This is a genomic window from Sphingomonas sp. GlSt437, assembly GCF_048015635.2.
Taxonomy (GTDB): Bacteria; Pseudomonadota; Alphaproteobacteria; order Sphingomonadales; family Sphingomonadaceae; genus Sphingomonas.
Genome location: NZ_JBPGYA010000003.1, coordinates 323,713 through 350,162, shown reverse-complemented (window position 1 = coordinate 350,162; position 26,450 = coordinate 323,713). Strand labels below are relative to the sequence as shown.

General features: G+C 65.5%; 25 protein-coding genes and 1 tRNA gene. 10 read left to right on the top strand and 16 right to left on the bottom strand.

Annotated elements, in window-relative coordinates; translation table 11 throughout:
* Window positions 1-77: 77 nt before the first annotated feature.
* Both ACLB0R_RS15685 and ACLB0R_RS15680 read right to left on the bottom strand, forming a co-directional pair.
* Window positions 78-1,067 (bottom strand): NAD(P)H-dependent flavin oxidoreductase, encoded by a 990-nt coding sequence (locus ACLB0R_RS15685; RefSeq protein ID WP_416644282.1) that lies wholly within the window; start codon window positions 1,065-1,067, stop codon window positions 78-80.
* A gap of 178 nt (window positions 1,068-1,245) precedes the next feature.
* The gene (locus ACLB0R_RS15680; protein WP_416644281.1) at window positions 1,246-1,773 is read right to left on the bottom strand and encodes a gamma carbonic anhydrase family protein; all 528 of its coding nucleotides are present in this window, start codon (window positions 1,771-1,773) and stop codon (window positions 1,246-1,248) included.
* A gap of 86 nt (window positions 1,774-1,859) precedes the next feature.
* Between ACLB0R_RS15680 and ACLB0R_RS15675 the strand changes: the two genes are divergently transcribed.
* Together ACLB0R_RS15675 and ACLB0R_RS15670 are read left to right on the top strand one after the other, a co-directional pair.
* A complete protein-coding gene (locus tag ACLB0R_RS15675; protein ID WP_416644280.1) occupies window positions 1,860-2,225 on the top strand; it encodes a winged helix-turn-helix domain-containing protein in 366 nt (121 codons plus the stop codon).
* Window positions 2,226-2,263: 38 nt separating this feature from the next.
* Window positions 2,264-4,516, top strand: coding sequence for a transferrin receptor-like dimerization domain-containing protein (locus ACLB0R_RS15670; protein WP_416644279.1), 2,253 nt, complete (start codon window positions 2,264-2,266; stop codon window positions 4,514-4,516).
* 15 nt (window positions 4,517-4,531) lie between these two features.
* On the opposite strand, the gene ACLB0R_RS15665 is transcribed toward ACLB0R_RS15670, so the two are convergent.
* From ACLB0R_RS15665 to ACLB0R_RS15635, 7 genes are all read right to left on the bottom strand, one after another.
* Entirely contained in the window at window positions 4,532-6,571 is a 2,040-nt protein-coding gene (locus tag ACLB0R_RS15665; RefSeq protein ID WP_416644278.1) for an amidohydrolase family protein, read from the bottom strand.
* A gap of 179 nt (window positions 6,572-6,750) precedes the next feature.
* Window positions 6,751-6,826: transfer RNA gene (locus tag ACLB0R_RS15660), tRNA-Lys, on the bottom strand.
* Between the two features lie 121 nt (window positions 6,827-6,947).
* Window positions 6,948-8,060, bottom strand: a complete 1,113-nt coding sequence (rodA, locus tag ACLB0R_RS15655; RefSeq protein WP_416644277.1) for a rod shape-determining protein RodA — start codon at window positions 8,058-8,060, stop codon at window positions 6,948-6,950.
* Window positions 8,057-10,153, bottom strand: coding sequence for a penicillin-binding protein 2 (mrdA, locus tag ACLB0R_RS15650; RefSeq protein WP_416644276.1), 2,097 nt, complete (start codon window positions 10,151-10,153; stop codon window positions 8,057-8,059). Before mrdA ends, rodA begins: the two co-directional genes overlap by 4 nt.
* Window positions 10,150-10,662 (bottom strand): rod shape-determining protein MreD, encoded by a 513-nt coding sequence (gene mreD / locus ACLB0R_RS15645; protein ID WP_416644275.1) that lies wholly within the window; start codon window positions 10,660-10,662, stop codon window positions 10,150-10,152. Before mreD ends, mrdA begins: the two co-directional genes overlap by 4 nt.
* Window positions 10,659-11,540, bottom strand: coding sequence for a rod shape-determining protein MreC (mreC, locus tag ACLB0R_RS15640; RefSeq protein WP_416644274.1), 882 nt, complete (start codon window positions 11,538-11,540; stop codon window positions 10,659-10,661). The genes mreD and mreC overlap by 4 nt, the downstream gene beginning before the upstream one ends.
* A 15-nt stretch (window positions 11,541-11,555) precedes the next feature.
* Window positions 11,556-12,599, bottom strand: a complete 1,044-nt coding sequence (locus ACLB0R_RS15635; protein WP_416644273.1) for a rod shape-determining protein — start codon at window positions 12,597-12,599, stop codon at window positions 11,556-11,558.
* 151 nt (window positions 12,600-12,750) lie between these two features.
* On the opposite strand from ACLB0R_RS15635, the gene mutL reads away from it, so the two are divergent.
* Entirely contained in the window at window positions 12,751-14,604 is a 1,854-nt protein-coding gene (mutL, locus tag ACLB0R_RS15630; RefSeq protein ID WP_416644272.1) for a DNA mismatch repair endonuclease MutL, read from the top strand.
* Window positions 14,605-14,845: 241 nt separating this feature from the next.
* Here mutL and rplI read toward each other — a convergent pair whose 3' ends face one another.
* From rplI to rpsF, 3 genes are read right to left on the bottom strand one after another with little or no spacing between them, the layout of a single operon-like run.
* A complete protein-coding gene (gene rplI, locus ACLB0R_RS15625) occupies window positions 14,846-15,430 on the bottom strand; it encodes a 50S ribosomal protein L9 (protein ID WP_416644271.1) in 585 nt (194 codons plus the stop codon).
* Between the two features lie 11 nt (window positions 15,431-15,441).
* Complete coding sequence (gene rpsR, locus ACLB0R_RS15620) at window positions 15,442-15,666, bottom strand: 30S ribosomal protein S18 (protein WP_007403456.1); 225 nt, start codon at window positions 15,664-15,666, stop codon at window positions 15,442-15,444.
* On the bottom strand, window positions 15,666-16,079 hold the full coding sequence (rpsF, locus tag ACLB0R_RS15615) for a 30S ribosomal protein S6 (RefSeq protein WP_416644270.1): 414 nt from the start codon (window positions 16,077-16,079) through the stop codon (window positions 15,666-15,668). Before rpsF ends, rpsR begins: the two co-directional genes overlap by 1 nt.
* 194 nt (window positions 16,080-16,273) lie before the next feature.
* Between rpsF and ACLB0R_RS15610 the strand changes: the two genes are divergently transcribed.
* The 7 genes from ACLB0R_RS15610 (at window position 16,274) to mltG (ending at window position 22,634) form a co-directional block, all read left to right on the top strand.
* Window positions 16,274-17,710 (top strand): ArnT family glycosyltransferase, encoded by a 1,437-nt coding sequence (locus tag ACLB0R_RS15610; RefSeq protein ID WP_416644269.1) that lies wholly within the window; start codon window positions 16,274-16,276, stop codon window positions 17,708-17,710.
* 35 nt (window positions 17,711-17,745) lie between these two features.
* Window positions 17,746-18,681, top strand: a complete 936-nt coding sequence (fabD, locus tag ACLB0R_RS15605; RefSeq protein WP_416644268.1) for an ACP S-malonyltransferase — start codon at window positions 17,746-17,748, stop codon at window positions 18,679-18,681.
* Between the two features lie 36 nt (window positions 18,682-18,717).
* Entirely contained in the window at window positions 18,718-19,149 is a 432-nt protein-coding gene (locus ACLB0R_RS15600; RefSeq protein WP_416644376.1) for a GxxExxY protein, read from the top strand.
* Window positions 19,149-19,889: a 3-oxoacyl-[acyl-carrier-protein] reductase gene (fabG, locus tag ACLB0R_RS15595; protein ID WP_416644267.1), complete on the top strand. Its 741-nt coding sequence runs from the start codon at window positions 19,149-19,151 to the stop codon at window positions 19,887-19,889. The genes ACLB0R_RS15600 and fabG overlap by 1 nt, the downstream gene beginning before the upstream one ends.
* 88 nt (window positions 19,890-19,977) lie before the next feature.
* Window positions 19,978-20,214, top strand: coding sequence for an acyl carrier protein (locus ACLB0R_RS15590; RefSeq protein WP_416644266.1), 237 nt, complete (start codon window positions 19,978-19,980; stop codon window positions 20,212-20,214).
* Between the two features lie 160 nt (window positions 20,215-20,374).
* Window positions 20,375-21,634: a beta-ketoacyl-ACP synthase II gene (gene fabF, locus ACLB0R_RS15585; protein ID WP_416644265.1), complete on the top strand. Its 1,260-nt coding sequence runs from the start codon at window positions 20,375-20,377 to the stop codon at window positions 21,632-21,634.
* A gap of 34 nt (window positions 21,635-21,668) precedes the next feature.
* Window positions 21,669-22,634, top strand: a complete 966-nt coding sequence (gene mltG / locus ACLB0R_RS15580) for an endolytic transglycosylase MltG (protein ID WP_416644375.1) — start codon at window positions 21,669-21,671, stop codon at window positions 22,632-22,634.
* On the opposite strand, the gene ACLB0R_RS15575 is transcribed toward mltG, so the two are convergent.
* The 4 genes from ACLB0R_RS15575 to edd are packed head-to-tail and all read right to left on the bottom strand — an operon-like array spanning window position 22,631 to window position 26,450.
* Window positions 22,631-23,050 (bottom strand): hypothetical protein, encoded by a 420-nt coding sequence (locus tag ACLB0R_RS15575; RefSeq protein WP_416644264.1) that lies wholly within the window; start codon window positions 23,048-23,050, stop codon window positions 22,631-22,633. The two genes, mltG and ACLB0R_RS15575, sit on opposite strands and share 4 nt — an antisense overlap.
* Before the next feature lie 2 nt (window positions 23,051-23,052).
* Window positions 23,053-23,664 (bottom strand): bifunctional 4-hydroxy-2-oxoglutarate aldolase/2-dehydro-3-deoxy-phosphogluconate aldolase, encoded by a 612-nt coding sequence (gene eda / locus ACLB0R_RS15570; protein ID WP_416644263.1) that lies wholly within the window; start codon window positions 23,662-23,664, stop codon window positions 23,053-23,055.
* Entirely contained in the window at window positions 23,661-24,629 is a 969-nt protein-coding gene (gene glk, locus ACLB0R_RS15565; protein WP_416644262.1) for a glucokinase, read from the bottom strand. The genes eda and glk overlap by 4 nt, the downstream gene beginning before the upstream one ends.
* Before the next feature lie 3 nt (window positions 24,630-24,632).
* On the bottom strand, window positions 24,633-26,450 hold the full coding sequence (edd, locus tag ACLB0R_RS15560; RefSeq protein ID WP_416644261.1) for a phosphogluconate dehydratase: 1,818 nt from the start codon (window positions 26,448-26,450) through the stop codon (window positions 24,633-24,635).

Genomic DNA, 26,450 nt, shown 5'->3' with positions numbered 1-26,450 from the left:
CATGCCCCCCGGCATGGGCTTGGATTGCCGGGGGCAATCCAACCTCGCACTCCCTGGCGGGGGGAGGATAGAGACCTTTACGCCGTTCCCAACGCACCCGCCCAGCGATTGCCGGCGAGCGCCGCGCGGGCATCGCGATATTCCGCTTCCAGCTTGTCGACCAATGCCGCCACCGGCTGCACCTTGTCGATGGCGCCGATGCCCTGACCCGATCCCCAGATGTCGCGCCATGCCTTCGCCTTGGTGTTGCCGCCCGACGCGAAATTCATCTTGGTGACGTCGCCTTCGGGCAGATTGTCGGGGTCGAGCCCCGCCGCCTCGATCGAGCTGCGCAGGTAATTGCCGTGCACGCCCGTGAACAGGCTCGAATAGACGATGTCGGCGGCGCCTGAGGCGACGATCGCGTCCTTATAAGGCTGGTCGGCATTGGCTTCTTCGGTGGCGATGAACGCCGAGCCGATATAGCCCAGGTCTGCGCCCATCGCTTGGGCCGCCAGCACCGCCGCACCCGTGGCGATCGAGCCCGACAGCGCCAGCGGCCCATCGAACCACTGGCGGATTTCCTGGATCAGCGCGAAGGGCGATTGGCGCCCGGCATGGCCGCCCGCGCCGGCTGCCACCGCGATCAGCCCATCCGCGCCTTTCTCGATCGCCTTCTTGGCAAAGCGATTGTCGATGATGTCGTGCAGCGTGATGCCGCCCCAGCCATGGACGGCGGTGTTGAGATCCTCGCGTGCGCCAAGCGAGGTGATGACGATCGGCACTTGCCATTTGGCGCAGGTCGCCACGTCCTGCTCGAGCCGGTCGTTCGATTTGTGGACGATCTGGTTGACCGCGTAAGGCGCCGCCGGCCGGCCGGGATGGTCGCGGTTCCACGCGGCAAGCTCTTCGGTGATGCGGTGAAGCCATTCGTCGAGCATCGTCTGCGGCCGCGCGTTGAGCGCGGGAAAAGACCCAACGATCCCCGCCTTGCACTGGGCGATGACCAGCTCCGGACCCGAGACGATGAACAGCGGCGACCCGATGACGGGCAGGCGCAGGCGATCAAATAAAGGCGGCAGGCTCATGGGCACGTTTCATACCGCAACCGATCCGGCTGTCCAGCGCTGGTGTCCATGTTGTCGATAGCCATCCGTCATTCCCGCGAAGGCGGGAATCCATTGCCGCTGCGGTTGGTCATCGCGAGATCGGGCGGCCCGAATGGATCCCCGCCTGCGCGGGGATGACGGGTGGAGGCTGATTGGCTCAATCGATCCGCTTCAAGCCAGTGCGGTTGGCGTTGGCTTTCTCGACATAATGCGCGGCCGACACGCGCAGCATCGCCGCGGCCTGCGCGTCGAGCGTCCGCACCGCCTTGGCGGGCGCGCCGACGATCAGGCTGGCGGGCGGGAAGACCTTGTCCTCGGTCACCAGCGCGCCCGCACCGACGATGCTGCCCGCGCCGATCACCGCCCGGTTCATCACGATCGCGCCAATGCCGATCAGCACATCATCCTCGATCGTGCAGCCGTGGAGCACCGCGTGATGGCCCATCGTGCAGCGCGCGCCTACCGTCAGCGGCGCACCGGGATCGGAATGCAGCATCGCGCCTTCCTGGATGTTGCTGTCCTCACCCACGATGATCGGCGTGTTGTCGGCGCGGATGCAGGCGCCGAACCACACGCTCGCGCCCGCCGCCAGCCGCACATCGCCGATCAGGTCGGCGCTCGGTGCGATCCACACCCGATCTGGGTCGATTAAGGGCCTGACGCCGTTGATTTCATAGAGCGGCATGGACGTTTCCTGATAGCGAGCGTGAAAAGGCGCTATATCGACGGCGGTCAGCCGTCGCGAGTGCCGATTGGGCGGGGAGAGCTAGGATGCAGATCGGGCCGTTGAAACTCAAGGCGCAGATATTGTGCGGGGCCGAAGCCGCGATGGGGCCGGGCAAGGCGGATTTGCTCGAAGCGATCGATCGCACCGGCTCGATTTCGGCTGCCGGGCGCGACATGGGGATGAGCTATCGCAAGACCTGGCTGCTCGTTGACAGCATGAACCGCTGCTGGCGCGATCGGCTCGTTGATGCAACCGCCGGCGGCGGGGCAGGGCGGGGCGCGCGGTTGACACCAGCGGGGCGCGAGGTGCTCGCCGCGTTCCGCAAGCTCGAAGCGCGGTTGGCGGGCGTGGCGGGCGACGACGTCGCCACGCTCGCAGCGATGTTGCGCGAGCGGCCCGCAGCGGGCTAACCTTTAACAAGCAACAATAGTTCAACAGGGGATCAGCGATGCGTCAGGTACGGCAATTGATCGGTGCGGTTTCGGCTTTGGCGGTGGCGGGGGCGCTGGCGGGAGCAGGGGTTGCCGCCGCCCCGGCGGGCAAATCGCTCGAAGCGCGCTTCGATGCCGCGATTAGCGCGCAGGACCAATTGGGCTGGCTCAAGACGATGACGTCGGAGCCCAATCATGTCAGCTCGCCGCACGACAAAGCCAATGCCGAGATGATGCTGGCGCTGTTCAAATCCTGGGGCTGGGACGCGCGGATCGACACGTTCCAGGTGCTCTACCCAACGCCGATTTCCACAACCGTCGAGCTGGTCGCGCCCGAGCATATTCCCTTGGGCGGGCAGGAGCCGGCGATCCCCGAGGACGATACATCGGGTAAGACCGCCAACGCGCTGCCGCCTTATGTCGCGTTCCAAGGCGACGGCGATGTCACCGCCGACCTTGTCTATGTGAATTACGGCCTCCCCGCCGATTATGAAGCGCTCGCGCGGCGCGGCATCGACGTGAAAGGCAAGATCGCCATCGCGCGCTACGGCGCCGGCTGGCGCGGGTTGAAGCCCAAGCTGGCGCAGGAGCATGGTGCGGTCGGCTGTATCATTTATTCGGACCCGGCGCAGGATGGCTATGGCGCGTCCGACCCCTATCCCAAGGGCGACTCGCGGCCCTCGACCGCGGTGCAGCGCGGCTCGGTCGAGGATATGACGACCTTTCCGGGCGATCCGCTGACCCCCGGCGTCGGCGCAACCGAAGGCGCGCAACGGCTGACCAAGGAAACCTCGCCGGTCGTCCTCAAAATCCCGGTGCTGCCAATGTCCTATGGCGATGCCTCGAAGCTGCTCAGCCGATTGGGCGGCGAGCGCGTGCCCGATAACTGGCGCGGCGGCTTGCCCTTCACGTACCATATCGGCGGTGATGGCGCGGTGAAGGTGCACCTCGCGGTCAAGTCCGACTGGACGCTCAAACCCATTTACGACGTGATCGCGGTGATGAAAGGCGCGAAATATCCCGACCAATGGGTGGTGCGCGGCAATCACCATGACGGCTGGGTGTTCGGCGCGCAGGATCCCTTGTCGGGCAATGTCGCGCTGATGTCCGAAGCCAAGGCGCTTGGCCAGCTCGCCAAGAGCGGCTGGCGGCCGGCGCGCACGATCGTCTATGCGAGCTGGGATGCCGAAGAGCCGGGCCTGATCGGCTCGACCGAATGGGCCGAGGCGCATGCCGACGAGCTGAAGGCCAAGGCAGTCATCTACATCAACACCGACGGCAATCATCGCGGCACGCTGAGCGCGGAAGGCAGCCACGACTTCCAGCACCTAATCAGCGAGGTCGCAGCGGACGTGACCGATCCCGAAGCCAAGGTCAGCGTGCTCGAGCGGCTGCGCGCCAGCACGCGCGCCGGCGCCGCCGAGGGCGAGAATGTATCGCGCGCCGCCCTCGAAGCGGCCGAGAAGGGCGGCGACATGCCGTTGGGCGCGCTCGGCTCGGGCTCCGATTATTCGGCGTTTCTCCAGCATCTCGGCTTGCCCTCGCTCAACATTGCTTATGGCGGCGAGGAGCAGAGCGGCGGCGAATATCACTCGATCTACGACAGCTATTACCACATGACGACGTTCGACGATCCGGGCCTGGTTTATGGCACGGTGCTGTCAAAGACGGTCGGGCGCGTCGTGCTGCGCATCGCCGATGCCGATACGCCGCCGCAGCGCTTCGGCGATTTCGCCACGACGGTGGGGACGTATCTCGACGAGGTGAAGCGTCTGGCGAGCGAGCGGCGCGAGCAGGATGCCAAGCTCGCGGCGCTGCGCGAAGCCGGCGCGTTCGGCGCCGCGAGCGATCCGCTCCACCCGGTCGCCGCGCCTCCGGCCAAGCCAACGACACCGTATTTCGAGTTTGCCGCGCTCGACAATGCGGTCGCGACCCTGAAGCGCAGCGCGGGCGCCTACGATGCCGCGTTTGCCAAGCATGGTGCCGACCTCGACGCGAGCCGGCGCGAGAAGCTCAACGCGCTGCTCCGCGATGTCGATCAGCTGCTGCTCGACGATACCGGCCTGCCGTTCCGGCCTTGGTACAAGAACATGGTCTACGCGCCGGGCCGCTTCACCGGCTATGGCGCCAAGACATTGCCCGGCGTGCGCGAGGCGATCGAGGAGCGCCGCTTTGACGACGCGAACGCCTATGCCGGCCGCATCGCCAAAGTGCTGACCGCTTATGCCGCGCGGCTCGATGCCGCGCGCGCGGTGGTGGAGGGGAAATAGCGGGGCGCTCCCCCGCTATTTCGGCATGCCGCTCAACCCGCTGGCCTGGCGCAGCGCCTGTGCGTCGAGACGGTAGCCATCGAGGAACACCGTCTCGACGTGGCGCAGATTGCCGAGCTTCTGCGACACATCGCCATCGACTAGGATGATGTCGGCGGTCTTGCCCACCGCGATCGACCCGGTGCGGTCGTCCATCCCCGTCATATGCGCTGGGACGATCGTCGCGGTTTGCAGAGCTTGCGCGTTGGTCAGCCCCGCCTGCTGATACAATTCCAACTCGCGCACCAGCTCCAGCCCATAGCCGTCGGTGCCCGCCACGATCGGCACGCCGGCTTGATGCAGCCGCCCGACCAGCCCGACCATCTTCGCGAAGCTCTTGCGGAAATCGTCGCGCGTCAGGCCACCGAACAGCGGATAGCCGCCGATCTTCCAGCCGCGCACCACGGCGGGTGGCGACACCTCGGTGAAATCGGCATATTCGGGCGAGATCGCGCTGCCGTCAGAGGTCATCAGCGGCTCCCACACGGTCAGCGTCGGGTCGATGATCGTGTGACGTTCGGCGAGCTCCTTGTAGAAGGCCGTCATCGCCGGCGAATCGAGATCGACGTCCTTGCCGTATTTCGCCGGCCCTTCCAGCCGCGCGGCGGTGTTCGACTTGTCGACCACGTCCTGCGGCATCGCCTGCATCATGATGAAGTTGATGTGCGTCACTTCGTCATAGCCCGCGCGCACCGCATCGAGCGGCCGCATGCCGGCGGGCACATGGCCATGGACGTGCAGGCCGAGCTTGTGCGCTTCCGCAGCGCCCGGCGCGATCCAGGCGGGGTTCATCGAGGTGTAGAATTTGGCGCCCCACAGGCCGGCTGCCTTGATCTTGTCGACCGCGGCGATGGTTTCCTGCTCGGAGCTGACCGTCAGTGCGCCTTGCGCCGCGAGCGGGTCCTTGCGGTCGATAATCACCGAAATCTTGCCGTCGGGCGCGAGCAGATCGCCCGAGGCGCGGCGCTTGTAGATGCTGAGCGCATCGTCGATCGCCGAACCGGGGCTGCGATAATTGGTCATGCCGGTCGCGACATTCTGGAGCAGGTTCCAGTCGTCACCGACATGCTGGTGCGAGTCCCACAGGCCGGGGGTGAGCGTCTTGCCGTGTCCGTCGATCACGGTGGCCCCCGCCGGCGCGGCGATCGATCCGCCCGCACCGACCGCTGCCACCTTGCCATCGGCAATCAATACCGCGCGATCTGGCAGATATTGCCCCGCGACCGAATCGAACAGCAGGACGTGATCGACTAGCGTTGCCGTGCGATTGGCCGGCGTCAGAAAGCGATGCGCAATGTCGCGCACCATGTCGGCGGTCGCCTTGTCCTGGATTTCCTTCAGCTTCTGCCCATTGGCCTCATAGCCTTCGGGCAGGAACGAGACGACGCCGGCGACGCCGAAGAAATGATTGTCGGCATCGAGCCAGAAGGGGGCGGGGGTGAAGCCATAGCCGGTCGCAAAGGCGAGCTTGACCGTCTTGGCGCCTTGCGGCCCCTGAATCTCCGTCGATGGCCCGACCGAAATCGACGCATGGCCGCCGGGCAGGAGATCGATACCCTTGGGGCCGGCCGCAACCAGCGCGTTGATGTCGAACTCATTGGCGAGCGGCGGCCCGCCATAAGTGTTGTACCGCTTAGCGCCGAACGGCGCCGCGCCGCTGTCGATCACCGTCGTCCAATGCGCGATGCCGGCCTTGTCGACGCTGAAATTCTCGGTCGCTTCGCCCGTGTCGGTATAGCCGCGAATGACATAGCTCACCGGGCGCTTGGTGGCGTCAAGCGTGACCACCTCATCGGTCTCGGTGATCCAGCCGCGCAGCGACATCGACATGCGATAGGCCGCCCGCCCGTCGGGCAGCTGCCACGCCCACACATCGCCATGCTTCCCGGCGGCCGAGCTGATGGTGTAATGCCGCGCACCGGCGGGCGCGACCATCAGCTGCTCCTTGGGCGTCGGCGCGGCGCTGGCGATCGACGCGGTGGTGGCAAGCAAAGCGGCTAGGACAAGGCGGCGCATGATGATCTCTCCCCAAATTAATGAGGCAAAAGTGCCCTAGTAATGTATCACACGCAATGGGTATATCGCGATACAGCGGATACGTATGTCGGCCCTCGTTTTGTCGGAATGGCTTGTCAGCACAAGTCGCATTAGCCGATGATCGACGGAGAAAGATCTAACGATTCCGGCAGAAAAGGTGGTGGACGCACTAGGGCTCGAACCTAGGACCCGCTGATTAAGAGTCAGCTGCTCTACCAACTGAGCTATGCGTCCATTCCGGGAGCGGGCGCCGGCGCTGCGAGGGCCGGGTCGCGATCGGAAGCGGGCCGTTAGCACCGGTTTTGCGCGATTGCAAATGGGTTTTGCGGGCCTGGCGTCGCTGCTGGTGCCTCGGCTAGAAGCGCACGATCTCGCGGTTCTGGCGGTCGATCGACATCAGGATGCCCAGGCACAGCAGCATCGTCATCTGCGACGATCCGCCAAAGCTGATTAGCGGAAGCGGCACGCCAACGACGGGCGCGAGGCCCATCACCATGGCCAGGTTGATCGAGACGTAGAAGAACAGCGTCGACGCAATGCCGCCCGCCGCCAGCCGGGCAAAGCGGCTCTGGGCACGCAGCGCGACGTTGATGCCCCAGATGATGATCGCGAAATACGCGAGGATCAGCAGACAGCCGCCGAGCAGCCCCCATTCCTCGGCCATGGTCGCGAAGGCAAAGTCGGTCTGGCCTTCGGGCAGATAATCGAGGTGGCTCTGCGTGCCGTGCAGGAAGCCCTTGCCGAAAATGCCGCCTGATCCGATCGCGATTTTCGACTGGCTGATATGATAACCGGTGCCTTGTGGGTCGAGATCGGGGTTGAGGAACGTCATGATCCGGTTACGCTGATAACCGTGCAGCACATAATTCACCGCAAGCGGCACCGCCGCCGCCAGCGCCAGCGCGCCACCCGCGAACAGCCGGATCGGCACGCCCGCCAGGAACATTACCGCCGCGCCGCCCGCGCAGATCATCAGCGCGGTGCCGAGATCGGGCTGGTGCATGACCAGCGCTGCGGGAATGCCGATGAGCAAAGCCGCCGGCCAGATCGCGCCGAAGCGGCGGATTTCGTTGGGCGGCAGCACTTCATAGAAGCGGGCCAGCGCGAGCAGGATGGAGAGCTTCATCAGCTCGGAAGGCTGCAATCGAATGATGCCGAGATCGAGCCAGCGTTGCCCACCGCCGCGAATGCTGCCGATCGCCTCGACCAGCACGAGCAGGAAAACCAGGATGCCATAGGCCGGGAAGGCAGCGGAGGCCCAGAAGCTCTCGCGCACCCGCGACAGCACCACCGCGCCCGCCAGAAACGCGAAGAAGCGGATGCCCTGCGGCAACGCCCAGGGGCGCAAGCTGCCGCCGGCGGCCGAATACATGACGAGCAGGCCGAAACAGCCGATCGCCAGCACCAGCAGGATGATCCGCCAGGGGAGCTGCGCGAGTGGCGCGGGGACGACGCTGAAGCCGCTCATCGCGGGTCGTCCTGCGGCTCGGGCGAGCCATCCGCCGCGACGCCGCCGTCGCTCGAATTGGTGGCGAGCTCGCTGGCGGTGGCGTTGCTCGCTTCGGACGCCGCGTTGACCGCATCGGATTCGGTCGCGGCGTCGACATTGGTCTCGGTCGCGTCGGCGGCGCCTGGCGCGGTCACCTTGGCTTGCGCGGCGCGATAAGCGGTTGCTTCGGCCGTCATCCGTGTGCGGATGTCGCCGCCCCAGCTCGGCTCGACGGCGGCCAGCGCTGCCATCGCGCGATCGCGATCGAACAGATACGTCATGATGTCGCGGCCGATGCCCGGCGTGTCGAGTTCGCGGACAACGTGGCCGCCATGTTCGAGCACGATCGCGGCGGCGTAGCGCGGATTGTCGGCGGGTGCGAAACAGATGAACAGCGCATGGTCGCGCAGCTTGAAGGGCAGCTGGCCGTTCTTCAGCACGCCCGAATTGCGCTCGGCCTGGGTGATGCGGCGCACCTGCGCGGTGCCGGTCTTGGCAGCGAGCGCGACGCCGGGCACTTGCATCCGCGCCGCGCCGCCCGTGCCGCCGAGATTGACGACGCCGTACATCGCCTCGCGGACCAGCGCGATATGCGCAGGATCGAAGCCCATCGACGGCGCATTGCGGTGAACCTCGTCCATCAGCAATGTCGGCGTCAGCGCGCGGCCCGAGGCGAGGCGCGAGGCCATCACCGCCAGCTGCAGCGGATTGACCAGCACATAGCCCTGGCCGATCGAGGCATTGAGCGAGTCGGCGACGGTCCAGTCGGCCTTGTATTTGCGCTGTTTCCAGGCGGAATCGGGCACGGTGCCGAAGCGTTGGGACGAGAAGGGCAGATCGAATTTCTGCCCCAGCCCCATCGCGCGAGCAACGGGGGCGATATGATCATAGCCGAGCCGGCGCACCATTTCGTAGAAATAGATGTCGCAGCTCTGCATGACCGCGTTCTTCATATCGAGCGGGCCATGGCCATGGCGCTTGTGGCAGTGGAACTGGCCGGTGCCGACGCGGAGCACCCCGGTGCAATTGATCCGCTCCTCGGGCTTCACGCCGGCCTGGAGCAACGCCAGCGCGTTCATCGGCTTGACGGTGGAGCCCGGCGGATAAAGCCCCTGCAGCACCTTGTTCATCAGCGGCACATGGTCGTTGTCGGACAGCATCTGCCATTCCCAATGGCTGATCCCGTCCGAAAAGCTGTTGGGGTCGTAGGCCGGCATGCTGACCATGGCCAACATCTCGCCAGTGGTGCAATCGAAGACGATGCACGAGCCCGAATTGGTGCCCATGCGCCGCGCTGCATATTCCTGCAGGCCGACATCGATCGTGAGCCGCTGGGTCATGCCGGGGCGGTCGGGCCGGCTGGCGAGCTCACGCACCAATTTGCCGCGGGCCGTGACTTCGACGCGCTTGGCACCGGGCACGCCGCGCAATTGCGGCTCCAGCGCCTTTTCAAGCCCGTCCTTACCGATCTTGAACCCCGGCGTGACGAGCAGGGGGTCCTTCAGCTTGCGGAACAATTCCGGCGAGGCGACGCCGACATAGCCGGTCAGGTGGGCGACCGCAGCACCAGTGGGGTAGCTGCGCGAAAAGCCGCGCGAGGGCTGAACGCCGGGCAGCTCGGGCAAGCGGACACTGACCGCAGCATATTGGTCCCAGCTGAGATTGTCAGCGACTTGCACGGGCTGGAAGCCGGCGGCGTGCTTCAGGTCGAGCTCGATGCGATCGACATCCTCCTCGCTCAGCGACAGGATCGAGCGGAGCAGCGTCAACACTCGGCCCTTTTTCTCGAGCCGATCGGGGATGATGTCGACGCGGAAATCGGTGCGGTTGTTGGCAATCGGCGTGCCGTGGCGATCGACGATCCAGCCGCGGCGTGGCGGCATCAGCGTCAGGTTGATGCGATTGCTCTCGGCAAGCGTCTGGTAACGCTCATTTTCGGCGATCGACAGCCACGCCATCCGCCCCGCCAGCACCAGCCCGACCGCGCCCTGCGCCGAGCCGAGCACGATCGCGCGCCGGCTGAAGCTGTACGACTGGCTTGCCTCGGTAATGATCTTGGTCGGGCGGTTCATGCCGGGTCGCGCGTTCTTTCGATCCAGGCAACGAGCCTGACGATCACGGGATACAGCAGCGATGATACCAGAATTTGCGCGAGGAGTACGGTATCAACATGCGCGCCGAGCGGACTTGCCACCAATCGCCCCAATATGAGGCAAAAGGCGAGGGCGCCGGCTGCCAACGCCCAATCCTGCCAGAAATCGCGCCACACCAGCCGTTGGTCGACGAGATCGAACGCGATGAAGCACAAGCTCCACAACAGCATCGAGCAGCCGGTCGGCTGGCCGCTCACCAGATCGTCGAACAGCCCGAGCAACGGCGCTGCCCAGATCGCGATCGCTTCGGCTTGCGAGAGGCGCCAGGCAAGCAGCATCAACAGCCCGAACGGCGGCAGCAAGCCGATGCCGGCGATCACGGGCACGATCGTCGTCAGCGATCCCGCCATGACCGACAGCGCCGGGATCAGCCGATAAAGCAGCGTTGGTTCGTCATCGTCAAAGGCGCCGCGGATGCGCTGGTTCACGGCTTCTGGTCCGATTTGGGCTCGGGCGCGGCAGCGGCGGGGAGATAGGCTTTCTGCACCAGCGCGTAATCGAAGGAATCGGGGATTTCGAGCGGTTTGGCGAGCACGGTGTCGCGCGTGCGGCTCATCACCGTCGCGACCGGAATATTGGGGCCGTAAATGCCGCCCGTGCCCGAGGTGACGAGCAGATCGCCTTCCTTGAAGCTGCCATCGGCGAGGTTCGCCGCCTTGATCTCGAGCAGGCCGTCGCCACGGCCCGACGCGATGGCGGGGAGGCCGTCGCGGGTGCGGCGGACAGGCACGATGCTCTCGGGGTCGCCCAGCAGCAGCACGCGCGCGGTATCGGGACCGGCTTCGAGGATGCGGCCGATCAACCCATCAGGCCCGCGCACCGGCTGCCCGGCATGGACACCTTGGCGGAACCCGGCGTTGAGGATGGCATAGCGCCGCGTGCTCGACGCCGACGAACTCACCAGCCGCGCCGTCGCGACCGGATCGACGGTCTGATCGTACGTGCGCATCAGCCGCTTCAGCCGGCGATTTTCGACCGAGATCGCGCGCGCCCGCACGATCAGCGCGTGCATGTCGTCGATTTCTTTGCGCAGCTCTTCGTTGCGCGTGCGCACCAGGAAATAGTCCGACACCACCGCCGGCGTCGAATTGATCGCCGATCCCGCCATCGCGACACCGGTCGAGAGCGGTGCGGTCACTTCGCTCACCGCCAATCGCAGCGCGCCGAACGTGCTCGGGTCGAACGTCGCCAGCGCCAGCATGCCCGCGGCGATCAGCGAGCCGGCCACCAGGAAGACATAGCCCCAGAACAACCCCCATTGAGCGCGCCGGGAAAATCCCGGGCGGCGAGGGGCGGGCGCCGCCATGCTGCGCTGCCGCGGCTAGGCGCTGTGCAGAACGCCGCGGAAGACCGGGTCTTCCAGCGCGCGTCCCGTGCCAAGGGCGACGCAGATCAGCGGATCGTCGGCAATCGTCACCGGCAAGCCGGTTTCGTCGCGCAACACTTCATCGATGCCGCGCAGCAGCGCGCCGCCGCCAGTCAGCACGATGCCCTGATCGACAATGTCCGCCGCCAGTTCAGGCGCGGTGTTCTCCAGCGCGACGCGGACGCCCTCGACGATGGTCGCGACCGGCTCGCTCAGCGCCTCGGCGATCTGGCCCTGGTTGATCTGGATTTCCTTGGGCACGCCGTTCACCAGGTCGCGGCCCTTGATGTGGATCGTCTGGCCGATGCCGTCCGGCGGCGCCTTGGCGACGCCGACTTCCTGCTTGATTCGCTCGGCGGTCGCTTCGCCGATCAGCAGATTGTGGTTGCGGCGGACATAGGAAACGATCGCTTCGTCCATCTTGTCGCCACCGACGCGGACCGACGTGGTGTAGGCGAGACCGCGCAAGGAGAGCACCGCGACTTCGGTCGTGCCGCCGCCAATATCGACAACCATGCTGCCGATCGGTTCGGTAACCGGCATGTCAGCGCCGATCGCAGCGGCCATCGGCTCCTCGATCAGGAAAACCTGGCTGGCGCCGGCATTGGACGCGGCATCGCGGATTGCGCGACGCTCAACGCTGGTCGAGCCCGACGGCACACAGATCACGATCTGCGGCCAGCGCATGAAGCGCCGCTGGCCGCCATGCACCTTGCGGATGAAGTGCGAAATCATCTGCTCAGCGACGTCGATATCCGCGATCACGCCGTCGCGGAGCGGCCGGATCGCCTGAATGCTCTCGGGCGTCTTGCCCATCATCAGCTTGGCGTCGTCACCGACCGCCTTGACTTTCTTAACGCCGTTCAGCGTCTCGACCGCCACCACCGACGGCTCGTTGAGGACAATGCCGCGCCCCCGGAGATAGACGACCGTGTTCGCCGTGCCGAGGTCGATCGCCATATCGTGCGACATCAAATTGAAAAACCGCGAAAAAACCATCTACCGTCCCGTCTCTGGCCGCGGTTACCCCTTATGTCCCGGCGGCGAGCCTATTCCTCTCCCGGTCATCAGAATGTAGGGAACCCCACATGCTGGTTTGATGTGATGACGCGGGTCGCGGAATGCCGCCGCTTGGTCTAGAGTCACCCCCATGTCAATACGCCGCCTGCCGGAACATCTCGTCAATCGTATCGCTGCCGGTGAAGTGGTCGAAAGGCCGGCCAGCGCGCTCAAGGAACTGGTCGAAAACGCGATCGACGCGGGCGCGTCGCGGATCGCGGTGCGGCTGGCTGCGGGCGGCACCGAGCTGATCGAAGTGACCGACGATGGCAGCGGGATGGCGCCCGACGAGATGGCGCTGGCGCTGGAGCGGCACGCCACCTCGAAACTGCCCGACGAGGCGATCGAAGCGGTCACCACGCTCGGTTTTCGCGGCGAGGCGCTGCCGTCGATCGCGAGCGTCGCGCGGCTGACGATCGAGAGCCGGGTGCGCGGCGCGGAAGGCTGGGCGCGCACGGTCGACAACGGCGCGCTCGCAAGCGAGGGGCCTGCAGCGATCCCGCCCGGCACGCGGGTACGTGTCGAGGCGCTGTTCGCCAACGTCCCGGCGCGCCGCAAATTCCTGCGCAGCGCGCGCTCGGAATATGCCGCTTGCCTCGACGTGGTGAAACGGCTGGCCATGGCGCGGCCCGACATCGCCTTCAGCCTTCAGCATGACGGGCGGTTGTCGCTCAACGTTGCGGCGACCGACAATCTGCCCGACCGCGTCGCCGCGATCGTCGATCCGCTGCTGGTCGACAATGGCGTGCCGGTCGATCTGGCGCGCGAAGGGCTGCGGCTGGGCGGCATTGCGGGTTTGCCGACCTTTAATCGCGGCATTGCCGATCACCAATATCTGTTCGTCAACGGCCGGCCGGTGAAGGATCGTTTGCTCGTCGGCGCGGTGCGCGGCGCTTATGCTGAGATGCTGGCGCGCGATCGCCACGCGGTGGTGGCGCTGTTCCTCGATGTGCCGGCGAGCGAAGTCGATGTGAACGTCCACCCGGGCAAGACCGAAGTACGCTTCCGCGACCCGGCGTTGGTGCGCGGGCTGATCGTCTCCGGCCTGCGCCACGCGCTCGACGCGGGCGGCCATCGCAGCGCCCAGCGCCCGGCAGCGGACGCCATGGCGATGTGGACGAGCGAGCCCCCTCGTCATCCCGGCGACCCTCGTCATCCCGACGACCCCCGTCATCCCAGCGAAAGCTGGGATCGCTGGCCAGACGCTCCGCCCCCAGAGATGCCAGCTTTCGCTGGCATGACGAATAGCGGCGGAGATGGCAGCTGGGGGATTCCCACAGTCCACGACCGCCGTCCCGCCTTCTTCTCGCCACCCCCACAAGCCCGCGCCGAACCCGCAGCAGCCCCCATCCCCGACCGCACCGATTTCCCGCTCGGCGTCGCGCGCGGGCAGATCGCCAAGACCTACATCGTCGCCGAAGCCGCCGACGGCTTGATCATTGTCGATCAGCATGCCGCGCATGAGCGGCTGGTGCTCGAGCGGCTGCGCAAGGCGATGGCGAATGGCGGCGTTGCGTCACAAGCGTTGCTGCTGCCCGAAGTGGTCGAGCTCGATGAGCCCGCCTGCGATCGTCTCGAAGCGCGCGCTGCCGAACTGGCCGAGTTCGGCCTCGATCTCGATCGCTTCGGCCCGCGCGCGATGCTGGTCCGGGCAGTACCGGCGGCGTTGGGGCAAGGCGATATCCACGGCCTCGTCACCGACCTCGCCGATGAGCTCGCCGCTTATGACGAAGCGCTCAGCCTCAAGGAGCGGCTCGACCATGTCGCCGCGACGATGGCCTGCCACGGCTCGGTCCGCGCCGGCCGCGTGCTCTCGGTCGCCGAAATGAACGCGCTGCTCCGCGAAATGGAAGTCACGCCGCATTCCGGCCAGTGCAATCACGGTCGCCCGACCTGGGTAAAGCTGGCGCACGGCGACATCGAAAAATTATTCGGAAGGAAATAGCCGCGCTCGCGCGTTAACCCGGTGACGCAACTTTCGTCGTTGCCGGTCGTTAACCCTTTATGCGGCGCCCCTCGCCGCGAGGAGAGAGCCGATGAGCAAGTTTTTGCCGATCGTCTGCCTGGCAGTCCCCGCCGCGCTGATGGTGGCGGCGTTCACCGTCGTTCCCTAAAAGCACGACGCTAACAAAAAAGGCCCCGCCGGGTGGCGGAGCCTTTCTTGATCATAACGATCTGTCGATCGATCAGGCGGCGTCGCCAGCCGGTACTTCGGCAGTCGCACCGGGCTCGGCATTGGGATCGTAATCCTCGGTAAAGCCGGCCTCGTCCTTTTCGAACATCGCTTCCATCACGTTGACGCCCGCGGCCTGCATTTCGGCTTCCTCGGGCGAGCGCGCGACGTTGACCTTGATCGTCACAGCGACTTCTGGGTGCAGCGCCACCTTCACGTCGAACAGGCCGATCGTCTTGATCGGCTTGTCGAGCACAACGGCCGACTTGGCAACCTTGTGACCGTCAGCCTCAAGCGCCTCGACCACGTCGCGCACCGCGACCGAGCCGTAGAGCTGGCCGGTGTTGGACGACTGGCGGATCATCGTGACGGTGGCGCCGTCGATTGCCTTGGCTTCGGCCTCGGCATGGGTGCGACGCTCGGCATTCTCGGCGACAATGCGGTCACGGTTCGCCTCGAACACCTTGCGGTTGGCTTCGTTGGCACGCAGCGCCTTCTTGCGCGGCAACAGGAAGTTACGGGCAAAGCCGTCCTTCACCTTCACCACGTCGCCAATGGCGCCGAGCTTCTCGACGCGCTCCAGCAGAATGACTTCCATGGGCCTGCTCCTTACTTCACGACGTAGGGCAGCAAGCCCAGATGGCGGGCGCGCTTGATTGCCTGGGCAAGCTCACGCTGCTTCTTGGCGCTGACCGAGGTGATGCGCGACGGCACGATCTTGCCGCGCTCGGACACGAAACCCTGGAGCAGGCGGACATCCTTGTAATCGATGCGCGGCGCGTCCTTGGCGGAGAAGGGGCAGCTCTTGCGGCGGCGGAAAAACGGGCGGGCCATCAATAGGTCTCCATCTCTTCGCGGTCACGGCGCGGACGCTCAGGCCGGTCGCCACGATCATCGCGGTCACGGCGGCGCTCACGGTCGCGATCGCCCTTGCGCATCATTACGGACGGGCCGGCTTCAAGCGCGTCGACCTTGATCGTCATGTAGCGGATAATGTCTTCGTTGATCTGGGTCTGGCGCTCGAGCTCAGCCACGACGTCGCCGGGCGCGTCGAATTCGAGCATCACGTAATGCGCCTTGCGGTTCTTGGCGATCTTGTACGCCAAGCTGCGCAGGCCCCAGCTCTCGGTCTTGACGACCTTGCCCTGATTGTCTTCGATAATCTTGGTGGCGGTTTCCGCCAGCGCGTCCACTTGCGCTTGTGCCAGATCCTGGCGCGCAAGGAACACATGCTCGTATAGAGCCATGTTTTGCCTCATCTTTGGCCGATCGCTGACCAGCGCCCGATGCGCTGACCCCTCCGGCTGTCGTCTGTCTTCGTATGCCGTCGCAAGAGCATGCCCGTGCAACGGAAGCGGCGCCCTTAGCGGAAACGAGGGAAAAGGCAAGCGGCATTGCCCGGTTAACCGGCGCTGCACCTGTTCTCGCTACAACCGCTGCGATGACCAAAACCGCCCGACCCTGGTTTCCGATCGGCGTGCTGGCGCTGATTGCCGCCGCGCTGGCGATCGGGTGGACGGGATTCATCGCGTCGGACGACTCGCTCTATTACACCGGAGCGATCCATTGGCTCGATGCGCCGCCCTTTGCCGGCGACAATCACTGGTCGACGCGCTTTCCGTTGATGCTGACCTTTGCCGGCGTGCTGGCGACGATGGGGCGGGGGATGGCGGCGTTCGGGGTGACGGCGTTGCTGTGGTACACCGCGTTCGTCGCCATCGTGGCGCTTTTCGCGCGGCGGATGGCAGGCGCGCGAGCCGGGTGGATTGCCGCGCTGCTGGTCGGCACGATGCCGATGGTAGCGGTGGCTGGATCGATCGTCGGGATCGATTTGACCGAAGCCGTGGCGCTGATCGCGGGCGCCTGGCTGCTCGGCGAAGCGGCGCCCGGCCGAGCGGGATTGAGGCAGGGGGTGCTTGCCGGACTGTGCTTCGGCTTGGCGATCCTGTCGCGGGAGACGGCGGTGCTGTCGCTAGCTGGACTGACAATCGTCGTCCTATGGGGCCGACCGGTGCGGCGCGAGGTGCTCATCGCGGCTAGCATCGGAATCGCGTTGGTACTGGGCGCCGAGGCCCTGTTCCAGGGCATCATGACCGGCCACCCGCTGCGCCGCTACGACATTGCGTTCCACCATGACGAACATATCGATCGCGCGGCGAACCTGGAGGGCAATTTCCTCCTCCATCCCGCGATCGACCCGCTGCTGGTGCTGCTGATCAACGACGATTTCGGGCTGCTGTTCTGGGCGTTGATCGCGGCAGGTGCATTGGCGGGGCGACGGCTGAGCAAGCTCGCCCCGAGTGCGCTCGTCGTGCTGTCGGCCATGGCGGTCACCGACTTTTTGCTGGTCGCGGTGCTGGCCCATAAGCTGGTGCTCAATCCGCGCTATTTCACGCTTCCCGCTGTCGCGGCAGTACTGTGGGTGGTGCTGTCGCTCGAGCACCTATCGCCGCGGTGGCGGTGGGCCATCGTGGCAGCACTCGTGGCGGTCAATTTCGGTTTCCTGTCGCTGATCAACCGCCATCCGCGCTGGGATGTCGAGGCGCTGGTGATCGCAGCGGCGCAGCATCCGCAAGACGTTATTGTGGCCGATCCCGTTACCGTGCGCCGCGCCGCGATCCCGCTCAACTTCGCCAAACTGCGCAACGCTGCCCCCGGGCCCGCAACAGGCCTGCACCTCGTTGAGGAGGGCAAGGCTCCAGCGAGCTGGCCGATCGTCGATCGCTACCCCTCACCGCCCACCGTCGCCGGCGGCGTACTCCGTGCCATAGGCCTTGAAGCAATCGTGCCCGGCGCGCTCCGCCATCGCCTGTTCTCTCCCAGCCCGACGATGCTCCTCGTCCGCCCGCCGCTTGCCAGCCCGCCCGACCGCGCCTAACGAGCCCCGCTCAATGCGCCGAGCAGGGAGAGACCATGCGCGCTTTCATTTTTCCCGGCCAGGGCAGCCAGGCCGTCGGCATGGGCAAGGCGCTGGCCGACGCTAGCCCGCATGCTCGCGAAGTGTTCCAGGAAGTCGACGAGGCGATCGGCCAGAGCCTGTTCCGGCTGATGACTGAAGGGCCCGAGGATGAGCTGACGCTCACCGAAAACGGCCAGCCCGCGATCATGGCCAATGCCATTGCCACGCTGCGTGTGCTGGAGCGCGAAGGCGGCATCCGTATCGTTGAGGTCGCCGATTTTGTCGCTGGCCATTCGCTGGGCGAATATACCGCTTTGTGCGCGGCCGGCGCGATCGATTTGCCAACCACGGCGCGGCTGCTCAAGCTGCGTGGGCGAGCGATGCAGGGCGCGGTGCCGGTCGGCTTGGGCGGGATGGCCGCACTGCTCGGCGCGACGCTCGACCAGGCGCAAGCGATTGCCGATGCCGCGGCCGAAGGCGAGGTCTGCACGATCGCCAATGACAATGCCGCCGGCCAAGTCGTGCTGTCGGGCCATATCGGCGCGATCGAACGCGCGGTGGCGATCGCCAAGGACATGGGTGCGAAGCGCGGCATGATGCTGAGCGTCTCGGCGCCGTTCCATTGCCCGCTGATGCAGCCCGCCGCCGACCAGATGGAGCACCGCCTGAAGGCAACCCGTATCGACGCGCCGCTCGTGCCGCTTTACGCCAATGTGCTGGCCAGCCCGATCACCGAGCCCGACGAGATCCGCGCGCGACTGATCGACCAAGTCACCGGCGTGGTGCGCTGGCGCGAGACGATGATCAACATGGCGGCAGCCGGCGTCAGCGACTTTGTGGAATTCGGCGCCAAGGTGCTGACCCCGATGGTCAAGCGCACGGTGGACGATGTTGCCACGCACGCCGTGGTGTCGATGGACGAGATCGAGGCGCTGTTAAAGGCGATTTGATTTCACGCGGAGGCGCGGAGACGCGGAGGGGACATGCTGCGGGATATCGACAAAATCTCGGGTGATGTGCTCGATGTCGCGTTGCGGATTCACCGCGATTTGGGCCCGGGATTGCTTGAATCGGTCTATGAAATCGTTCTTGCTGGGCGACTTGCCGCAATGGGTTATGCCGTTGAGCGGCAGCGCGCAGAGTCGATCGAGTTTGAAGGAATAAACTTTGATGCGGCATTCCGTGTCGACCTTCTAGTCGATGAGCGTTTGGTGGTTGAGATCAAGTCGATTGAACGATTGAGCGCCGTGCATGGCAAGCAGTTGCTCACCTATCTGCGTTTGATGAAGCAGCCCGTTGGGCTGCTTCTTAATTTTGGCGGGGACACATTGAAGGAGGGGGTTAGGCGCATCGTCAACGATTATCGACCCTCCGCGTCTCCGCGCCTCCGCGTGAACGAAAATAAGGGAGAGGGATGATGTTCGACCTGACAGGCATGACCGCGCTGGTGACCGGCGCTTCGGGTGGGATCGGCTCGGCGATTGCGACGGCGCTGGCCGGGCAAGGCGCGCGGCTGGCGGTTTCGGGATCCAATGTCGATAAATTGGAGGCGTTCCGCGCCTCGCTTGGTGGCGATCATGTTGCGCTGCCGTGCGATCTCGGCGATCCGGCGGCGGTCGATGCGCTGGTGCCGGCAGCAGTGGAAGCGCTGGGCGGCAAGCTCGATATCCTGGTCAACAATGCCGGCGTCACCCGCGACAATCTAGTGATGCGGATGAAAGACGAGGAATGGGATCAGGTGATCCGCGTCAATCTGGAAGCCGCTTTCCGCCTCGCGCGCGCCGCGGCGCGGCCGATGATGAAAGCGCGTTTCGGTCGGATCGTCTCGATCACGTCAGTCGTGGGCGCCACCGGCAATCCGGGCCAAGCAAATTATGCTGCGTCCAAAGCCGGGCTTGTCGGCATGTCGAAAGCGTTGGCGCAAGAGCTGGCGAGCCGGGGCATCACCGTCAATTGCGTGGCACCCGGCTTCATCCGCTCGGCGATGACCGACGCGCTGCCCGATGCGCAGAAGGAGGCGCTCAACGCGCGCATTCCGGCCGGCCATATGGGCGAGGGCGCGGATATCGGCGCGGCGGTCGTCTATCTCGCCAGCCGCGAAGCCGCCTATGTCACCGGCCAGACGCTGCATGTGAATGGCGGCATGGCGATGATCTGATGGTCGGCTTCCACCCCTTGTCAGCGCCGAATGTGCGTTCTAGGGCGGGAACGATAACGCAAACCAACACCGGAAGAAGGACGTGCATATGAGCGAGACCGCCGATCGCGTGAAGAAGATCGTCGTCGAGCACCTCGGCGTTGAAGCCGACAAGGTGACCGAAGACGCAAGCTTCATCGACGATCTGGGCGCTGACAGCCTCGACATTGTCGAGCTGGTCATGGCGTTCGAGGAAGAATTCGGCGTCGAGATCCCCGATGACGCGGCCGAGAAGATCGGCACCGTCAAGGATGCGATCGATTATATCGACGAGCACAAGGGCTGAACCCTGGTTCGCCTTTGTCGAGCCGGTTCGGGCTCGTCATCATGAATTGCGCGGCTTCCCGCCCCGGGACTAGAAGGGGGCGGGGAGCCGTTTTTCAATTGGTGCGATCGGTGCTGATACCCTCAGTGCCGTTGGGGCACCGGATTTTGTGGAGAATGCGATGCGTCGCGTCGTCGTAACCGGCCTCGGCCTTGTCACGCCGCTGGGGGCGGATGTCGAAACCGCCTGGGCGAACCTGATCGCCGCCAAATCGGGCGCGGGCACCATCACGCGCTTCGACGCGACTGAATTCCATAGCAATTACGCCTGCGAAGTGAAGCCGGCCGATCACGCCTATGGCTTCGATGCCAACAAGCGCGTCGATCACAAGGTGCAGCGCCAGGTCGATCCGTTCATCGTCTACGGCATCGATGCGGCAGGCCAGGCGCTGGAAGACGCCGGCTTGACTGACATGCCCGAGGCGGACCGCTTCCGTGCCGGCTGCTCGATCGGCTCGGGGATTGGCGGCTTGCCGGGCATCGAAAGCGAGTCGCTGGTGCTCGAGCATAAGGGGCCGAAGCGGGTCAGCCCGCATTTCGTCCATGGCCGGCTGATCAACCTCATCACCGGCCAGGTGCAGATCAAATATGGCTTGATGGGGCCGAACCATGCGGTCGTGACGGCGTGTTCGACCGGCGCGCATTCGATCGGGGACGCGGCGCGAATGATCGCGATGGACGATGCCGATGTGATGCTGGCCGGCGGCGCGGAAGGGGCGATCTGCCCGATCGGCATTGCCGGCTTCGGCCAGGCACGCGCGCTGTCGACCGGATTTCGCGACGAACCATGGCGCGCCAGCCGCCCCTATGACCGCGATCGCGACGGTTTCGTGATGGGCGAGGGCGCCGGTGTCGTCGTGCTCGAAGAATATGAGCGCGCCAAGAAGCGCGGTGCCAAAATCTACGCCGAAGTCATCGGTTACGGGCTGTCGGGTGATGCCTATCACGTCACCGCGCCGCATCCCGAAGGCTCGGGCGCGTATCGCTCGATGGAAATGGCGATGAAGAAGTCGGGCCTGTCGCTGGGCGATATCGACTATATCAATGCGCACGGTACTTCGACCCCGCTGGGTGACGAGCTTGAACTGAACGCAGTGCGCCGGCTGTTCGGCAATGCGATCGGTACGCTGTCGATGAGCTCGACCAAATCGGCCATCGGCCATTTGCTCGGCGGCGCCGGCGCGGTCGAGAGCATCTTCTGCATCCTGGCGCTGCGCGACCAGATCGTGCCGCCGACGCTCAACCTCGACAATCCGAGCGAGAATTGCGCGGGCGTCGATCTGGTGCCGCACGTCGCCAAGCAGCGTTCGGTGAAGGCGGTGCTCAACAACTCGTTCGGCTTTGGCGGCACCAACGCCAGCCTGGTGATGAAGGCGGTTTAAGCGTTTTCGGGGTTCGGGAGGGGAAGCAGCGATGATCCGCAGACTGGGCTGTTTCGGCTTTCTGCTGGTGCTGGGTGCGTTCGCTTTCCTGTTCGCGGTCGCGCAGGATTGGGGCGGGCGCGGGCCGGCGCCGCACAACATCACCTTCGACGTGACCGACGGATCGAGCTTGTCGAACATCGCCGATCGGCTGGAGGAAAAAGGCGCGATCCGCTCGGCGGCGCGTTTCCGGCTTTATGCCAAGATATTTGGCGCCAATGCCCCGATCAAGTCGGGCGAATATCGCATCCCCGCGCATTTGAGCGCCGCCGATATCCTGAAGCTGCTGCAAGGCGGCAAGACGCTGCAACGATTCGTGACGATCCCGGAAGGCTTGCCGTCGATCCTGGTCAAGGAGCGGCTGATAGCCGCCGACGAGCTGACCGGCGATGTCGAGACCCCGGTCGAGGGCACAGTACTCCCAGACAGCTATGCCTATCAGCGCGGCGATTCGCGTGCGCAGGTGCTGGCGCGGATGCAGCGCGCGATGGCGAAATATCTCCTGGTCGCCTGGGACAATCGCAAGCCGAACATCGCGGTGAAAACGGCGCGCGAGGCGCTGATCCTCGCCTCGATCGTCGAGAAGGAAACCGGCAAGCCCGAGGAGCGGCCGATGGTCGCGGCAGTCTATTCCAATCGGCTCAAGCAGGGAATGATGCTGCAGGCCGACCCGACGATCATCTACCCGCTCACCAAGGGCAAGCCGCTCGGCCGGCGCATCCTGAAATCGGAAGTCGAGGCGAAGAACGACTATAACACCTATGCGATGACAGGTCTGCCGGCCGGGCCGATCTGCAATCCCGGTCGTGCCAGCATCGATGCCGTGCTCAACCCGGCGGACAGCCCGGCGCTTTATTTCGTGGCGGATGGCAGCGGCGGCCATGTCTTTGCCAACACGCTTGCCGAGCACAACGCTAATGTCGCGAAGTGGCGCGCCTATCGCGCCGCGCATGGGATTTAGCTGGCTGGCGGTGGCTCCGCGAGTAACCATTGCCGCGCCACCAGTCGGTCGGTGAATAGCCCGAAATTGCGCGTCGTCGCCAGGCGCGTGATCTGCAGTTTGGACAGCTGACTGGCCACCACGAAGGCATTGCGATCGCCCGGCAGCTTCACCGCCACCGTGCAATTGCGGACATGGAGCGCAACCGCCGGCGGCTGCACCGTTTCGACCACAACCAGCTGCAGCACGCGGCCATGGGCGGCACGAACCGCGCGACGCAGCGGATCGGTCGCATCGAAGAATCGATCGACCTGCGCATTGGTCCATACATCACGGATGGTGACGCCGATGATGCCGTCTGGCCCGATCGCGGCGTCGAAATTGCCATCGCCGGCGCGCAGATCACCGCGAATGGCAGGCGCCGGGATCGACACCATTGCTAGGCGCGCAGCCCCGCCGCTGCTGTGGCCAGCGCGCGTACCTCTGCCATCGTCGCGCCCTTGGGCGTCACCCAGCTGCCGCCGACGCACAGCACCGGATCGAACGCGAGCCAGTCGGGCGCCGTCGCGGCGCTGATGCCGCCAGTCGGGCAGAATTTGCATTGGAAGAACGGCGCGGCGAGCGCTTTCAGCGCTTTCAGGCCACCGCTGGTTTCAGCGGGGAAGAATTTGAAATGTTCCAACCCCAAATCCAGCCCGCGCATAATGTCACCCGCATTGGCGATGCCCGGCAGATAGGGCACGCCGCTTTCGAGGATCGGGGTTGCGAGGCGCTCGGTTAATCCCGGCGACACGATGAATTCGGCGCCGGCCGCCATCACCGCATCGAATTGCTCGGTATTGACCACCGTGCCGGCGCCGACGATCGCGCCCGGCACTTGCTTCATCGCGCGGATCGCATCGAGCGCTACGGGCGTGCGCAGCGTAACTTCGAGCACGCGCAGGCCACCGCTCACCAAAGCCTCCGCCAGCGGCACGGCAGCGTCGATGTCGTCGATCACCAGCACGGGGATGACCGCGCTCGTCCGCATGATCGTTTCGATGCCGTTCATCGGCTGTGCTCCTGGGCAAAGGCCGCCGCTGCGCCGAACAGGCCGGGCTGGGGATGTGTGATGAGCTTGACCGGCAGCGACGCCATCATCGACTGGAATCGCCCTTTCGCGACGAACCGCTCGGCAAAGCCGGATTGCGCAAAGCGATCCTTGAGCCGCAAGCCAAGCCCGCCGGCGATCACCACGCCCTTGGCGCCCTGCGCCAGCGCCAGATCGCCCGCCACGGCGCCAAGGCTGAGGCAGAAGCGATCGAGCGCGGCGAGCGCCAGGCTGTCCGATCCATCGAGCGCGGCCGCCCAGATCGCCTTGTCGTCAAGCCGGCGGATCGCGCGCCCTTCGATCTCGGCAAGCGTCTCGTAAATGCCGACAATGCCGGGCCCGGCGACGATGCGTTCGACCGAGACGCGCGTGAAGCTCTTGCGCAGTCGCTTGAGCAGCGCATCCTCGAGCGCGTCGAGCGGCGCGAAATCCATATGGCCACCTTCGGTTTCGAGGACATGATAGCCGGCGCTTGTCCGCAACACCTGCGCGACGCCGAGCCCCGTCCCCGGTCCGCAGACGGTCAGCACGCCCAATTCCGGAAACGCCACGTCCGGGCCGCTCAGATGCTGGAACTGGTCCTGCGGCACCTGCGCGACGGCATGGCCGATCGCGCCGAAATCGTTGATCAACACCCATTGATCGACGTTGAGGCGCTCGTTGATCAGCGCCGGGCGGATCACCCAGGGATTGTTGGTGAGCTTGATCACCTCACCGCCGACCGGCGAGGCAACCGCAATCGCGGCGGCGCGGGGCAAGGCGCGGCCGGCATCGCGCTCGAAATGCTCCCAGGCGAGCTGCAGGCTACCATGCTCGGCGGTCTTGTAGGTTACGGGGTCGCCGAGCGACACGACGCGGCCGCCGGCCACCTCCGCAATCGCGAAGCGCGCATGGGTGCCGCCGATATCGACCGCGACGACCTCCACGCCTTAGCCTTCCATCGCGGCGAGGAGTGGGCTGCCGCCGAGCTCCGCTTCATTGGCATGGTGGCGGAATAGCCCGAACAGCTCGCGACCTGTGCCATTCGCCTCAGCGGGCGGTTGGGCGTGGGCGCGGTTGTCCCACTCGATGCCGTCGACCAATGCCTCAAGCTGCCCGGTCTCGGCGCACACGCGCACCACGTCACCATCGCGCAGCTTGGCGATCGGGCCGCCGCCCAGCGCTTCGGGCGAGAGATGGATCGCCGCCGGCACTTTGCCCGATGCGCCCGACATCCGCCCATCGGTCACCAGCGCGACCTTGAAGCCCCGGTTCTGCAGCACGCCGAGCGGCGGCGTCAGCTTGTGCAGTTCCGGCATCCCGTTGGCGCGCGGCCCCTGAAAGCGGACGACGACGACGACATCGCGATCGAGCTCGCCCGCCTTGAACGCGGCCTGCACCGCTGCCTGATCCTCGAACACCCGGCACGGCGCCTCGATGGTCCAGCGTTCACGCTCGACGGCAGAGACTTTGATGCAGGCGCGGCCGAGATTGCCCGCCAGGATGCGGAAGCCGCCCTCGGGCGAAAAGGGGTTGGCAGCGGGGCGCAGGATGGTGTCGTCGCGCGTCTCGCCGGGGTCGGTCCACAGCAACGCCTCGCCCTCGATCCCCGCTTTGCGCCCATAGTCGCCAAGATCGTCGCCCGCGACGGTCAGGATATCGCGATGGAGCAGGCCCGCATCGATCAGCTCGCGGATCACGAACGGCAGGCCGCCCGCCGCCTCGAACCCGTTCACGTCGGCCGAGCCGTTTGGATAAACGCGCGCAAGCAGCGGCACGACGCGCGACAGTCGATCGAAATCCTCCCAATCGATGACGATGCCGGCGCAGCGCGCGATCGCGGGCAAGTGGATCAGGTGATTGGTCGATCCACCCGTTGCAAGCAGCCCGATCGCGGCGTTGACGATCGCTTTCTCGTCGACGCAATGGCCCAGCGGGCGGTAATCATCGCCCTCCCAGCCGATCTTCGCCAGCTGATGCACCGCCGCTCGGGTCAATTCCTGGCGCAGCTTGGTGCCGGGATTGACGAAAGCGGCGCCGGGCATGTGCAGCCCCATCATCTCCATCATCATCTGGTTGGAATTAGCGGTGCCGTAAAAAGTGCAGGTGCCCTTGGAGTGATAAGCGGCGATCTCGCTGTCGAGCAGTTCGTCGCGGCTGGCCTTGCCCTCGGCGTAAAGCTCGCGGACTTTGGCCTTTTCCTTATTGGCGAGGCCCGAGGGCATCGGCCCGCCGGGGATCAGGATCATCGGCAAATGGCCGAAGCGCAGCGCGCCCATCAGCAGGCCCGGCACGATCTTGTCGCAGATGCCGAGCAACGCCGCGCCCTCGAACATGCCGTGGCTGAGCGCAATTGCGGTGGAGAGCGCAATCGTGTCGCGGCTGAACAGCGACAACTCCATGCCCGGATAGCCTTGCGTCACGCCGTCGCACATCGCCGGCACGCCGCCCGCGACTTGCGCGGTTGCGCCCACCTCACGCGCCCACACCTTCATCTGCTCGGGGTAGCGATAATAAGTCGCGTGCGCCGATAGCATGTCGTTGTACGCGGTGACGATGCCGATGTTCATCGCGCGGCCGCTTTTCAGTGTCTCGCGATCTTCCTCGGTGCCGGCAAAGCCATGCGCGAGATTGGCGCAGCCGAGCACCGGCCGATCGACCCCACCCCGCCGCTCGCGCTCGATCAGCGCGAGATACGCCTCGCGCGTCGGCCGCGAGCGCTCGATCACGCGATCGGTGACGGCGGCGATCTCGGGGTGGAGGCTCAT